At 57.3% G+C, this 13,788-nt stretch carries 12 protein-coding genes and 1 pseudogene; 5 read left to right on the top strand and 8 right to left on the bottom strand.

All coding sequences use genetic code 11. The features are described from left to right. Positions 1-230 precede the first annotated feature (230 nt). From HJB84_RS34175 to HJB84_RS26080, 5 genes and pseudogenes are all read left to right on the top strand, one after another. Positions 231-407, top strand: a pseudogene (locus HJB84_RS34175) (ISNCY family transposase); the annotation flags it as partial. 339 nt (positions 408-746) lie between these two features. After that, positions 747-1,745 (top strand): amino acid ABC transporter ATP-binding protein, encoded by a 999-nt coding sequence (locus tag HJB84_RS26065; RefSeq protein WP_311044129.1) that lies wholly within the window; start codon positions 747-749, stop codon positions 1,743-1,745. Then, positions 1,742-2,386: an amino acid ABC transporter permease gene (locus HJB84_RS26070; protein ID WP_221117299.1), complete on the top strand. Its 645-nt coding sequence runs from the start codon at positions 1,742-1,744 to the stop codon at positions 2,384-2,386. The genes HJB84_RS26065 and HJB84_RS26070 overlap by 4 nt, the downstream gene beginning before the upstream one ends. Beyond that, positions 2,383-3,042, top strand: coding sequence for an amino acid ABC transporter permease (locus HJB84_RS26075; RefSeq protein ID WP_221117300.1), 660 nt, complete (start codon positions 2,383-2,385; stop codon positions 3,040-3,042). Before HJB84_RS26070 ends, HJB84_RS26075 begins: the two co-directional genes overlap by 4 nt. Positions 3,043-3,333: 291 nt before the next feature. Next, positions 3,334-3,939: a TetR/AcrR family transcriptional regulator gene (locus tag HJB84_RS26080; RefSeq protein ID WP_221117301.1), complete on the top strand. Its 606-nt coding sequence runs from the start codon at positions 3,334-3,336 to the stop codon at positions 3,937-3,939. Positions 3,940-4,090: 151 nt separating this feature from the next. Here HJB84_RS26080 and HJB84_RS26085 read toward each other — a convergent pair whose 3' ends face one another. The 8 genes from HJB84_RS26085 to HJB84_RS26120 form a co-directional block, all read right to left on the bottom strand. Further along, entirely contained in the window at positions 4,091-4,564 is a 474-nt protein-coding gene (locus HJB84_RS26085; protein WP_221117302.1) for a MaoC/PaaZ C-terminal domain-containing protein, read from the bottom strand. Between the two features lie 86 nt (positions 4,565-4,650). Further along, entirely contained in the window at positions 4,651-6,084 is a 1,434-nt protein-coding gene (locus HJB84_RS26090) for an amidase (protein WP_221117303.1), read from the bottom strand. A gap of 32 nt (positions 6,085-6,116) precedes the next feature. Then, positions 6,117-7,796, bottom strand: coding sequence for a class I adenylate-forming enzyme family protein (locus HJB84_RS26095; protein WP_259671173.1), 1,680 nt, complete (start codon positions 7,794-7,796; stop codon positions 6,117-6,119). Continuing rightward, positions 7,762-8,589: a polysaccharide deacetylase gene (locus tag HJB84_RS26100; protein WP_221117304.1), complete on the bottom strand. Its 828-nt coding sequence runs from the start codon at positions 8,587-8,589 to the stop codon at positions 7,762-7,764. The genes HJB84_RS26095 and HJB84_RS26100 overlap by 35 nt, the downstream gene beginning before the upstream one ends. Beyond that, positions 8,586-9,767 carry an acyl-CoA dehydrogenase family protein gene (locus HJB84_RS26105; RefSeq protein ID WP_221117305.1) on the bottom strand — a complete coding sequence of 394 codons (1,182 nt, stop codon included), beginning with the start codon at positions 9,765-9,767 and terminating at the stop codon, positions 8,586-8,588. The genes HJB84_RS26100 and HJB84_RS26105 overlap by 4 nt, the downstream gene beginning before the upstream one ends. A gap of 18 nt (positions 9,768-9,785) precedes the next feature. Beyond that, on the bottom strand, positions 9,786-11,399 hold the full coding sequence (locus tag HJB84_RS26110) for an NAD(P)/FAD-dependent oxidoreductase (RefSeq protein ID WP_221117306.1): 1,614 nt from the start codon (positions 11,397-11,399) through the stop codon (positions 9,786-9,788). A 14-nt stretch (positions 11,400-11,413) separates the two neighbouring features. Further along, positions 11,414-11,800: a RidA family protein gene (locus tag HJB84_RS26115; protein ID WP_207585978.1), complete on the bottom strand. Its 387-nt coding sequence runs from the start codon at positions 11,798-11,800 to the stop codon at positions 11,414-11,416. A 509-nt stretch (positions 11,801-12,309) separates the two neighbouring features. Continuing rightward, on the bottom strand, positions 12,310-13,788 hold the full coding sequence (locus tag HJB84_RS26120) for an NAD-dependent succinate-semialdehyde dehydrogenase (RefSeq protein ID WP_221117307.1): 1,479 nt from the start codon (positions 13,786-13,788) through the stop codon (positions 12,310-12,312).

A 13,788-nucleotide genomic window follows, 5' to 3' on the forward strand; every position in this document is an offset into this window, starting at 1 on the left:
TCCGAACTCCTCTGTGATGCACGGCATCTATCCGCAGCAGATTCCGGCAGCCACGCAAGGTGAATGAAGCCGCTCCTAAAGACTGCTCTCCGCCCCTCCCCACTTCGGCTTGTGTGTTCCGGTCGATCCATTATGCGAGATGTTATACTGTAGCCGCAAAGTTAGAATGTCCTGTTTCCGCAAAGTTGGAATGTCACACTCCCCGCGTTTGATGACGCGGAGACGAGCAGATGGGATTGATAGCGATGAGCGAGCGCGATCTGCAGCGGATCGAGGTTCTGTCGAAGGTTATGGCCGGCCGGATGACGATGGTCTCGGCGGTTTCCACCACAGGAGCTTCGAGAGCCCTATCTTGGGCGCGACCAACTGCTGCGCGGGCGGTGGCTAACGCGGCGATACCGGCCAACGCTCCGTACTTGAGCACTTCGCGTCTGGTTCCGAAAGCTTGTAGATGTGGTCTCACTTGGGTCCCCTCGAATCTTCATGAACTGTCGAACTGATTAGACGGTTAAAATGAGTAGACTATCAAAAAATAGTACGCACAAGTATGTAATCGTAGTTCCCCAAAGTTGACGGCGAACAAGTCGAAAATCCTGCTCTGGATGGAGGAATTTGCTACTTAGCGAAAATCCAGCTGCGCCCGTGCAAGGGGCGGGGATCGTCGAACCACGCGGACGGCCGCCATTAAAAGCGGTCTCTACGGCAGCCTTTTCGACTGTCGAGAATGCCACAGAGCTTATTGGAAAATGGGCGTTGCAAACCCCAACCAGATATGTCTTTATACTCGTACGTCAGTTTTTAAAACTCTCCGATCAGAAAAGAATAATCGGGACGAATGGGGAGTGACTGAAGGGAGTCGAATTTTGTCCGAAATCATCCGCCTCGAAACCAGTTCCCGCTCTCGTGGATCACATCAAGCAGGGCCCAATCGAAACGGGCAGGTCGAAAGAATGTCCCCGATGACCGAGCAATCCCCGACCGAGCAATCGCAACACGCAGAGGAAATCCTTCGTGTTTCGAACGTCGAAAAGTCCTTTGGAACGCATCGGGTCCTGGAAGATATCAACTTTGCCATGAAGACGGGTGAGGTCGTTGCCATCATCGGCCCGAGCGGCTCTGGCAAAAGCACGCTTCTACGATGCCTCAATCAGCTCGAGCCGCCGACACAGGGCTCGATCCGCATCGCCGGCATCAGCGTTGATGCCAAGCGTCCTGCCACGAAAAAGCAACTGACCGAACTTCGCCGCGCCGCCGGCATGGTATTTCAATCGTTCAATCTTTTCCCGCACATGTCGGTGCTGGCCAATGTCAGCCTGCCGCAGCAGCGTGTACTCGGCCGTAGCAAGGCCGAAGCCGACAGGCGCTCGCTTGCCCTTCTCAAACGTGTCGGGCTGGAGAACAAAGGCGATCAGTATCCCGTGCGGTGTTCGGGTGGTCAGCAGCAGCGTATCGCGATTGCGCGCGCGCTTGCTCTCGACCCGAAAATCATGCTGTTCGACGAGCCGACCTCCGCACTCGACCCGGAACTCGGTCTGGAAGTCCTCGCCGTCATGAAGGAGCTTGCCGAGGGTGGAATGACCATGATCGTCGTCACCCACGAGATGCACTTTGCGGAAACGGTCTCCGATCGTGTGATCATCATGGCCGATGGCCGCATCCTCGAAGAGGGTCCGAGCGAATCGCTAATGCGCAACCCTCAGACGGAGCGGGCGAAACGCTTTCTACAAGCGGTCAAGAACCGATGAACGCAGAATCATTCGCTATCATTTTGAGTGGCATTCCCTGGACGATCGCCATCACGATCGGGGCGTTCATGTTCGGAGCGCTGCTTGGGCTCCCCCTCTGCGCCATGAAAGTGTCGGGGTCGTGGTTGCTTCGCGCGCTTGCAACCGCACTCATTTTGACCTTTCGGTCGATCCCGCCCATCGTATGCCTTTTCTTCCTCTATTTCGGCATTGGCTCGGGATACCTTCAGGTCGGCCCGGTCGAGTCTGCGATCGTTGCGCTGGGCGTCATCACTGGCGCGAACATGGCCGAGATCTATCGCGGCGCGTTGAAGAGCATCCATGTCGGGCAGTGGGAAGCCTCACACGCGCTGAACATGCCGCGTTGGTCGGTATTTTTCGACATCATGGCCCCACAGCTGATCCGGGTCATCCTTCCGTCAGCGACGAGCTACATTATTGGGCTCCTGAAGGATTCAGCCATTGCCTCGACGGTCGGCGTCACAGAAGTCGCCTTCCAGGCCAGTTTCGTGTCGCGCCGCAATTTCGAAGGTCTGGAGGTCTTTGCAGTCGCCGGCCTTCTTTACATTCTCATCAGTCTGCCTGTTGCGGCTCTCGCCCGCTACAGTGACGGCGTCATGCGTGCAAAGGTGGCCCGATGAGCGATCTTATCGATTTCTGGCAAGAAAACCTGCCAACGATGGTCGACGGGCTTCTTGTGAGCCTTGAGGTGACAGGGGTCGCCTTGTTCATCGGCATTCCGCTGGGATTGATTCTGGCATTGGGCGTTCAGACAAAATCAATGTTTACTCGCGCGATATCGATTTTCGTGGTGGAGATCGGCCGCGGTGCACCAGCACTCATCCTACTGCAATTTGCCTATTACGGCCTTCCAAGCACTGGCATCAGTCTGACATCCTTTGCCGCTGCCGCGGCTGCCTTATCCTGGACGACCGCGGCCTATACCAGCGAGATCATTCGGGCCGGACTGCAGGCCGTTCCCCACGGCCAGAAGGAAGCCGCCGTGGCCGTCGGTTTCACGTCACTCGATGCGCTTCGCTATGTGATCGTCCCGCAAGGACTTCGCGTGGCGGCCCCTGCCCTGCTGGGCTTTGCGATCCTTATGCTCCAGGCCACGTCGCTTTGCTTTGCGATCGCTCTGCCGGAACTGCTGTCGCAGGCCTATATGATCGGCACGACCACGTTCCAGTATCTGCCAATCCTTCTACTTGCGGGCCTGCTTTATGCGTCCATCTGTATTCCGGCAACAATTCTCGTGTCGTCGCTTGAAAGGCGGCTTGGCCGGCACACGGCCTAGACCCTGGGAACCACCTCTCGAGGTGGCCTTCGCTTCTCGGCGACGAGTCCAAACGGGCTCCAAGACCGTCGGGATATCGAATATGTTGCTTTTGCGTGCGTTGCCACATGCAATCCGCCCAATTTTTAATCCGATCAGTCCGAATCAATTGACTGATTGGTCAAAATTTTTGTAAGTTTGCGTTGCGCTAAGTGGTTAATCACGCCACTGCCGCGACAGCCGGAATCAAGCCAACCCATCCGAAACCATTTGAGCTGGCGACGATCATTAGAAATTGAGCACGAGGCAAATATGAATTTGAAAGTGCGGGAAGAGTTGAAAGCGAAAAAGCAAGCCTATGTTCAGGAGGAAATCCTGACTGCTGCTGCTACGCTTTTTGCGGAGACCGGCATTCGCGCTGTCACCATCGACGATATCGCAAAAAGCCTGGGCTACACAAAGTCCGTCGTCTACTATTATTTCAAGAACAAGAATCAGGTCCTGTGGGAAATCTTCCAGCGTATCCACGAAGCTTGGTGGCAGGATATGGTCGCCATCATCGAGACGGACTTGCCAGCTGACAAGCTTCTGGGTGCAATGATCCGCAAGCATGCGCTGAACGTCATGGGCCGCGCGGCTTGGACTGCGATCTATTTCCGCGATCAGGGTGAACTAACCGATGATCAGCAGAAAATCATCGTCAAGCGCAAGCGGGAATATGACCAGCTTTTCAAGAACGCTTACGTCAAAGGCGTGGAAGCAGGCATCTTCCGCGACATCCCGACCTATCTGATCGTCAGTTCGATCATCGGCATGTGCAATTTCACGCACGCGTGGTTCAAGCCGAAGGGACAGCTTTCACCGGACGACATCGCCAGCCATTATGTCGAGATCATTCTCAATGGCTGCAAGGCGTAGAAGCCAATCCACCAACTAGCCAAGCTTTGTTCAACGCCCTAAAGCAGCATATCTTTGGCCGACCCGCGTCACTGCATGTGCTTGAGTTCTGATGGCTCACAATCAAACAGGCTCCGCTTCGAACGACGAAAGCGGAGCCTCGATTGTCAGATCAAGCAGCAGCCTTTGAGTGGAACATGACCTTCCACTCGCCTTCTTGGCAAACGGTGCCTTCCTGATTGCGGACCTCGACCCAGAAGTTGACGATGCCACGCGCCGGGTTGCTGGTGGCGCGAACGCCGGCGACCTTTTGATAGACATGAATGGTGTCACCGATCTTGACGGGAGCCTTTAGGTTCCAGGTCATGCCGAGGAAGGCGATTGCGGTTCCTTCCTTCAAGCCCAGACGAAATTCAAGGCCGGTCGCGATCGCAAAGACTGCGGGCCCATGCAGAATGCGTGTGCCGAACGGTGTTGTCTTTGCAAATTCCTCGTCTGTGTGGACCGGGTTAAAGTCACCCGTCATACCCGCGAACATGACGATGTCGGCTTCGGTAATCGTGCGTCGCGGCGTGATCCAGTTCTGATCGACCTCGAAATCGTCGAAGAATTTTGCGTTCGGCCCTACGTTGAGTTCGCCAGTCATAACCTCTCCTTAAGATTAGAATACTTGTTAGTCTTTTTTTCGACCTATTGGTCAAAATAGTCAAGCTATTGTTCTGATTTGACTTATTAAACCCGACCTCGATAGCGATCTATCCAGGGCTCGGCCTCTTCTAGCCTGGCCGAGAGGCGCAGGAGCTCGGATTCCTTGCCGAAATGACCGATGAACTGGATCCCGACAGGAATACCGTCCTCTGTCCAGTATAGAGGAACATTGGTGGCCGGCTGACCGGAGGCGTTGATGATCGCCAGGAACGTCGTGTATTCACCGACACGGTTGCGGAACGTCCTGAAGTCGCTCTCCATCGTCATTATGCCGAGCTTGGCCGGAAGTTGCGTCAGCGTCGGCGACAATACGAAATCGTAACCGGACATGTAGACTTCCATTTGCCGGGCAAGCGCATGAAAGCGGTTGATGGCAAGCGCGTATGTCTCCGCGCTCAAGGTGGTGCCGATGTCGTAGGCGTCGACGATCGCCGGCTCAAGCTTTTCGCGCCAGGCCGCGTCCGGACTCGACCGCAGCTTGCCGTTGACGGTCAATGTAACACTTGCGGCAAGGACGTCCTGATGGGCGCGAAGAAAGCTCTTGTATTTGAGATCTGGAAGCGGAGCCGACACCACCTCGTGCCCCATGGATGCCAAGAGCCTTGCGGCTTGATCGACGGCCGCTATGCATTCATCCGCGACGGGGATGTCGTCGAAAGCCTGCGTCCACGTGGCGATCCTCAGCGGCCGGTCGAACGCGACATCAAGCAGGTCCAGATACTTTCCCGGAACCTCCGGGGCAGCATAGGGGGCGCCGATCTCCATACCGACAATGCCGTCCAAAGCGGCCGCGGTATCGCGCACCGTCCTGGTCAGGACGCCGTCGGCAGCAAGGCCGCCCCAGGCCTCTCCGCGCGATGGTCCGAGCGGCACCAGCCCGCGTGACGGCTTCAGACCAAAGACACCGCAGCAGGCGGCAGGAATGCGGATCGAACCGCCCCCGTCACTGCCATGGGCGATCGGAACAACACCCGTGCTGACTGCGACCGCAGCACCACCGCTCGATCCGCCCGCCGACCGCGTCTTGTCCCAGGGATTGAGCGTGGGACCCGAGTTCTGCACGGCCTCCGTTGTCGGCGCCATGCAGAATTCCGGAACCGTCGTGCGGCCGAAGGAGATAAACCCATCGGAAATGAACCGCTCGTTCAGCGTCGCGTTGATCGGTGATTTGAGCCCAGCAAACAATCGGGAGCCTACACTGAACGGCAAGGTCGTCGAAGCAAGCCCAGAATCCTTCAACAGGAACGGCAGGGCACCAAACTGCCCCCTAAGCTCGGACGTTTCCGCCTGCGCCAAAGCCTCTTCGGGTCTGACATAGCAAAGCGCATTAAATTCGTTGTCGCAGTCTTCGGCCAGGACCAGCGCACAGCGCATCAGTTCTGCAGAAGAGACTTGCCGGGAATGAAGCAAAGAGGCAAGGCTCAGGCCGTCAAGGGATCGATATTGCAAACGGTCCATCGCATCACTCCAAGGGGTCGATCACTGGCTAGTCAGCGAGCTGCCAAAAGCGGCTCGAAACGCTCTTTCAGAAGCTTCTTGTCGGTCTTTCCAGTCTTTCCCTGGGGCAGGACTGGCTCGAAGAAAATCGTGCGTGGCACCTTGAAGTCGGACAAAGTGGCTTCGACATGCGCAATGAGCTCGTCCTGCGTCACCTTCGATCCGTGACGGCGCACGACAATTGCGACTGGGATCTCCCCGAAGATGCGGTCAGTCGCCCCAATGACGGCCGCATCCTGGACACCTGGATGAGCGATCAATACCTTTTCAACCTCGGAGGGCGAGATATTCGCCCCGCCGCGAATGATGATCTCCTTAATGCGGCCGGTGATGTAGAAGAAGCCGTCTTCGTCGCGCTTGACGAGATCCCCTGTTCTAAAGAGGCCATCCGTCATAGAGGCCTGCGTCATCTCAGGATTTTTCAAATACCGCTTCATCGTGGCGGCCGCCTGCACAAGGAGCTCGCCGTCCTCGTCCACGGCGCACTCGCTTCCATCTGAGCGAACAACCTTGACGATCGCGCCGGGCGCCGCCCGACCGATCGAGCCATCAGGGAGAGCGTGCGCTTCATCAAAATACCGTCCGAAGACCGGGGTGCATTCGGTCAGCGCGTAGTAATTTTCCAGCGTTCGCGCAAACTTGCCGTCGAAACGGCGGGCCATTTCGTCCGAGAGGGGTGCGCCGGCGCAGATCAATTTGCGCACGCCGCTCAGATCGAACTTGAGACCACGTTGCTCGCAATATTCAAGCATCATGGAAAACATAGTCGGCACACCGTGGAATACCGAAACCTTGTGTTCGATGAAGGCTTCCAGGACGTCGCGCGGGTGGAAGCGGCGAAGAATGATCACTGTCCCACCTGCCTGCAATCCCGCTGCAGCGGCGGTCGAGAGTCCATAGAGATAGCCGAGCGGCAGCGCGACAAGCGTCCTGTCGGCCGACGTCACGCCCCACAGCCTTGCCAGGGCGATCGGGCAATTGATCTGCGCCTTGTGATCAAGAATGATTGCCTTCGGCGCTCCTGTTGAGCCGGACGTGTAAATGATCAAGAAGTCGTCGTCTGGCTCGACCGATGGCGCGGCGATTTCCGTTGCGGGCAGAACGTTTCCTAACCGGCTCATGGGGACGAGCGCCTCTGCAGCGACTGCGCCCTTGGCGGTATCGGCGACCAAGTCGTCGTAGATCAGGATTTTTGCGTCGCTGTGTCGGAAGCTATATTCGACTTCGCTTTGCGTCAGGTTTGGATTGAGCGGCACGAAGATTGCTCCCAATCTGGCCGCAGCATAGTAGCAATAGATCAGCTCAGGGCGGTTTTGCGCAAATGCGGCAACGGTTTCGCCTTTGCCTATACCGAGCGCTAGCAGATGGCGCGCCGTGTTGTCGACCTTCTCGAGCAATTGCCGGTAGCTCAGGGACTGATCTTCAAAAATAACAGCCACCTTGTCAGGGTTTGTCCGAACCGAAGCCTCAAGGGCTGCAAAGACGGATGGAATTGGCGCTGCGGAATTGTCTGTCACGTTCAAACCCTCGTTTGCGATATCAGCCATATCGCTTTTTGTCGCTGGCCCTGAGGACCTGTCAGAAGAAAGACTGTCTCGTCGCGCCCAATTCGGCGGGCGCAACTGGCGCTTGGGCAGGCTAAAGAGATCGCGCCCGCCAATGTCGGGCCGCATCTGCAACCGTCGAGAACGTCGTGCCCGATGTCGATTTCATGTGGTCTATCAGGCGCGACAGCATTGCCATGCGCGGGCCGCGGCCGATGATTTCGGGATGCATGGTCAAGGTGAATACCGAACCTTCGATCGTGACCGAGAAATCGAATTCTTCGCGCCAGAGCTCGTAGACCTCAGCCGGGGTTCGCATGCCGAGATAGAGCGGCTTGTTCAAAAACATGAAGTGCGGAAAGTCGTCGAGCTCCCAGGCAACCGGAATCTCGACCACCTTTGAGGCTGGACCTGCCTGGTATGCTTCTTCCGAGACTTGAAAGCCTCTCGAGGCCCAATATGGCTTGTAGTCGTCGGCCATCAGGCTGCTGTCGTAGACAATGCCCCGCTCTTCGAGCAGCGCGATTGAATTCTCCGACAGATCCCAGGCGGGCGAGCGGTATCCGACCGGCGTGAAATCCTGGCCGAGCGCATTGCGTAGTTTGGCGATCGCTCTATCCAGGAGGGATGCCTCATCGGACTTACTCAAGCCAACCGGCGTTTCGTGACAGTATCCGTGGATCCCGATCTCATGGCCGTCGTCCAGAATGCGCCTCGTCTCGGCGTTGAACGAGACCGCGGTGTGCGCCGGCACGAAAAAGGTTGCCTTCACGCCCTTTTCCAACAGGAGCGCCAAGACCCTGGGCAACCCGACCCTCGGAGCAAACTCGCCGCGCGACATCGGATTGGCCGTGGTCTGCTTCAGCGAACTGATCCATAGCGAGACGGCATCGAAATCGAAGGTGAGGCAAACGGTGGTCATGGCACAAGTCCGAGATAGGTCTGCTCTTCGTCGCCATTGATGCGGCGAGAGATGACGATCCGGTTGATGTCGTTCGTGCCTTCCCCGATCGTATAAAGTAACGCCTCGCGGTAAAGCCTTTCGACCGCATATTCCTGGATGTAGCCGGCGCCCCCATGAACCTTGACAGCGTCGTGAACGATCTCCACCGCCGCGTCGCTGGCGTACATTTTCGCCATTGCGCTGATCATGTCGCAACGCCCGCCGCGTTCCTTCATCCAGGCTGCTTCCATGGTGATCAAACGCGCGGTCACGAGTTTCGTCGCCATGTCGGCCAGCTTGAACTGGATTGCCTGGTGCTTGTCGATCGTCACGCCGAAGGTGACGCGCTCCGATGCGTAGCGCCTTGCTTCAGACAGTGAATTTGCGGCAAGACCGACCGCGCTGATGGCAATCGCAATCCGGCCGATCTCAAGAGAATCGAACAATTGATGGAAACCCTTGCCTTCGGCAGCACCGAGCAGGTTCGCTTTGGGAACGGCGACGTTGTCCATTTCGATTTGCACGGTATCGACCAAGCCAAAGGCCATCTTGTGGAACGTCGTGGTCACGGTCACGCCGGCGGCGGCTTTATCGACGAGAAGCAGGCTGAACTTCTGTTTTGCCTCCAGGATCTCCTTTGGATGCTTGACCAGCGTCAGCAGGAGCGTCGCCTTGTCGCCATTTGTCACGTAGGTTTTGCTCGCCGTCAGATCGTAGGCCTCTCCCCGGTCGACCGCGTTCGCGCGAATGGCCTGGAGATCAGATCCGCAGCCCGGTTCCGTCAGGCAAAGCGAGCCCCTGAAATCGCCCGTCGCTAGACCCGGCAGGTATTTTTCCTTTTGCTCGCCGGTTCCGTGCGACGCTATCGCATAGGCCACTGTCGAATGGCTGTTGATATAGGCTGCAAGTGTGGTCCAGCCGCGCGCGACGATCTCCATAACGGCGGCAAAGACCGGAAGCCTGAGGCCGAGACCCCCAAACTCTTCTGGAACCGCGATCCCGAACAGACCAAGCTCTTTCATCTCCTCGACAATGGCCTGCGGGTAGATGCGGTCCCTCTCAAAGACCATGACATCTGGCCGGACGCGCTCTTCGATGAACCGCTCCACGGTGGAGACGATTTCGTTTTCTTCGGGCGTAAATTGCTCGTAGTTCATCTGCCGTCCACTGCCTCCCTATGGGCGAACCTTGGCCGGAAACGCCTTGCCGAGGTCCCGGAGAATTTCACGTGCCGCATTGTGACCGGGCACGCCGTTAACGCCGCCGCCCGGGTGGCAGGCTGCGCCGCACATGTACATCCCAGAAATCGGTGTACGATAGTCGGCGTAGTGCTGGATCGGTCGGCGGAAGAACACTTGGTCGAGGCTCATCTCACCATGGTGAACATGACCGTCAACCATGGCAAACATCTCCTCGATGTCCTTCGGCGTCAGGATCTGGGCGTGCAGGACTTCTTTTTCGAAACCCGGCGCATAGCGGCAAATCTGATCGATGACGATGTCGAGAAGTTCCTTTTTCGTCGTCTCGTCCCACTCACGTCCGTTGAGCTTGTAGGGGACGTGTCCGCCCATGATCTGAACGACGTGCTTGCCCTCAGGGGCGACGGTCTCGTCAAAGGCGCTCGGCGTGGTGATCCAGAGATATGGATGTTTGGCCATCTCACCGTTTTGAGCGGTGTGAAACGCATCTTCCAGCTCACCGGAATTTTCAGCAAGTGTGACAGAGCCTGGGTTCGGCTCGTTTAGTCTGCGGCTGTCGTAGGCCGTCCATCGCGGTAATGCATTGCAGGCGAGGTTGATCTTAAAGGCAATCGACTTGGTGCGATGGCGCTCGACCTGGCCCTTGACGGCGTCCGAAAGGTGTTCTGTGCCGATCAGGTCGAAGTAGGTCATCTTCGCGCCAGCGTTTGAGACGACCGTCTTGGCTATAAGATGCGGGCCGCTTTCGAGTTCGACGCCAACGGCTTTGCCATTACTGATATCGACTTTCCTAACCTTCTCACCGGTCAAGACCTCGACGCCGTGAGCCTTGGCGACACGCAGAAGCGCTTCAGATATCGAACCCATACCGCCTTTGATCAGCCCGCCTCCGCCAGCAGATGTCGAGTTGTCGCGCATGTAAGGTCTCGCGAGCACGTAGGCTGAGCCTTGGGTCTTCGGGCTGATCAGACCTGCCGAACCCGATGCATAACTGCCGAATGCCGTCAAAACCTCATCGCTTTCGAACCAGCGGCGCAGATAATCGTCAGCGCTGAGGGTGAGCAGGTCCCAGATGTCATAGACGCGGGCGCCGATGTCGCGTAGCCGCCAGGCAAGCGACATGGCCTTTGTGATGTCCTTGATCTTGCCGGTCATCGGGTCTACCGGAGTCTCAAACATCAGCCGGCGGATATAGGGAATGATGTCGGCCATATGGGCGGCAAACTTGGGATAGTTCGCGGCGTCCTTTTTCGAGAACTGTGCGAGTTCCTCGACGAAGCGCTGCTCATCGGGCCAATAGACGATGCTCTTTCCACTATCGAACGGATGAAAGCTCGGAGGGACAGAGATGACTTCAACGCCATTTTCCTGGAGCCTGAGGTCGAGCATGATCTTCGGCTGCAGCATGCTCATCCAGTAGGACGCGACAGAGATCGTAAAGCCCGGCCAGACCTCGCGGGAGATCGCAGCCCCGCCGACGAACGGCTGCCGTTCCACGACGCAAACCTTCAGTCCGGCCTTTGCGAGATAGCACGCACAGACGAGACCATTATGGCCACCGCCGATGACGATTACGTCGAACTTTCTCATCGAGACCTCCGGCATTACGGGACGACCGCGAGCACTTCGGCTTCGACCAGCAGGCGGGGATCGTAGAGGGCCGCCTGAACAATCACGCTTGAGGGCGGGCAGTCCTGGTTCCAGTAACGGGCTCTGACGGAACGCAAGGTCGCCATCGTCGTCTCGTCGAAGCTTTTGACATAGCAGGTCATCCGCGCAACGTTGCCAAACTCCAGGCCAGCGGCGGTCAGCGTCGCCCTTAGGTTGTCGAACAACGCGACGATCTGATCTTCCGGCGAAGATACGATGATCTCGCCGGCCGCGTCGGTTCCAACATGCCCTGTCGAAACGAAAACGCCGCTACCCTTAAGGATAACGCCTTGCGAAACGCCGGGCCACGCGCTTCCTGGCGGGTTCACTGCGGTCAACATCATGCAACTCCTTCAAGCCTGTCGGTGTTATCCTGACGATAATTCCGTTAGTCCCAGATGTACAGCAAATCTGACTGATAGTACAAATAAAAATACTTGATCGTCAGTTTTTCGAGCGAGCTAGTTTTGGAACGAAATCGCTCTGTTAAACGCGAATGTCTACGACCGAGACGCTGCCCACCAAGCCGCTGAAGAGGCAGCCCGCAGGGTCGGAGGCAAAGCGTCCGGCAGCGGCGGTCTTTCGAAGGAGAAAGCTGAGAGCCTTTAGGAGCAAAGTCGACCAGCGAATGTCATCGGGTGAGCCGGAGCTCCCGGGCCATATCATGCCGCGGCCATGGACAGCCTGCGTTTTGTTCTCGTCGATCTGCATGCGAGCCCCTTTTTTTGTTCTTATCGGCAGACGATACCACTTCGGTCGTGCCGGTCAAACATTGTGACGTCAAGGTATGCTTGGCGGACCAGCCGATCAAAAAAGGAAAAAGGCCGCTCAAGGGCGGCCCTCGCCCATGTCAGATGCTGAGGCAAAGATATTTGAGTTCGACATAGTCATCGATCCCATATTTCGACCCTTCCCGGCCCTGACCGGACTGCTTGATGCCACCAAAAGGTGCCACTTCCGTCGAAATAAGACCGGTATTTATGCCGACCATTCCGTATTCGAGTGCTTCAGCGACCCTAAAGATCTTGGAGACGTCCTTGGCGTAAAAATAGGAGGCAAGTCCGAATTCGGTGTCGTTGGCGAGTTCGATGACCTCCTCTTCGTCCTCGAACTTGAACAGTGGTGCGACCGGGCCGAACGTCTCTTCGCGTGCAACCTTCATGTCCTTCGTGACGCCGGTCAGAACCGTCGGCTCGAAGAAGAACGCGCCCTTGCTGTGCCGCTTTCCGCCCAAGGCAAGCTTTGCCCCTTTGCTGAGTGCGTCTTCGATATGCTCTTCCACCTTCTCAAGCGCCTTTTCGGAAATCAACGGGCCGGCCTGGACGCCGTCGTCGAATCCGTCACCGACCTTGAGCGCTTCAACCTTGGCGGCAAGCTTTTTGGAAAACGCGTCGTAGACGCCCGATTGAACATAGAGTCGATTCGCGCAGACGCAGGTCTGGCCATTGTTGCGATATTTCGAGATCATGGCGCCTTCGACCGCTGCATCCAGGTCAGCGTCATCAAAGACGATGAATGGCGCATTGCCGCCGAGTTCGAGGCCAAGCTTCATGATCTGGTCGGCGCCCTGACGCATCAGGATGCGCCCGACATCGGTCGATCCGGTGAAGGTGAGCTTGCGGACCTTCTCGTTCTCGGTGAACTCCTTGCCGATCGCAGCGGAATCCCTCGACAGGACCACGTTGAACACGCCGGCCGGCAGCCCGGCGCGTTCGCTGAGAACGGCGAGCGCCAGTGCCGAAAGTGGCGTCTCGCGGGCCGGTTTGGAGACCATTGCGCATCCGGCTGCAATGGCGGGCGCAAATTTGCGCGCAAGCATTGCGTTGGGGAAATTCCACGGTGTGATCGCGGCAACAACACCCACCGGCTGCTTGATGACGATGATGCGCTTGTCGGCCTGGTGACCAGGAATAGTGTCGCCATAGACGCGCTTTGCTTCTTCGCCAAACCACTCGACGTAGGATGCGCCGTAGAGTATCTCACCCTTAGCTTCGGCGAGCGGCTTTCCCATCTCGCTCGTCAGGATGACAGCAAGATCGTCGGCATTGGCGACCATAAGGTCGTACAGTTTGCGAAGGACCCCTGCCCGCTCCTTGCCTGTCTTCTTGGCCCATGGCTTCTGGGCCTTGTCGGCCAGATCGATTGCACGGGCAGTCTCGGCGCGGTTCATGTCGGGTAAGGTGGCGATCAGTGCGCCCGTCGATGGATTAAGGACATCGAACTGCTTGCCCGTCTCGCTTGTTGCGACCCACTCGCCGCCGATCCGCGCCTTATCCGTTACAAGGGTCTTGTCTTTCAGTTTGTTCAAGAGTTCGTCGGAAATCGACAT

The organism is Rhizobium sp. NZLR1b (assembly GCF_019685155.1).
In the GTDB taxonomy this organism is placed as follows: domain Bacteria; phylum Pseudomonadota; class Alphaproteobacteria; order Rhizobiales; family Rhizobiaceae; genus Rhizobium.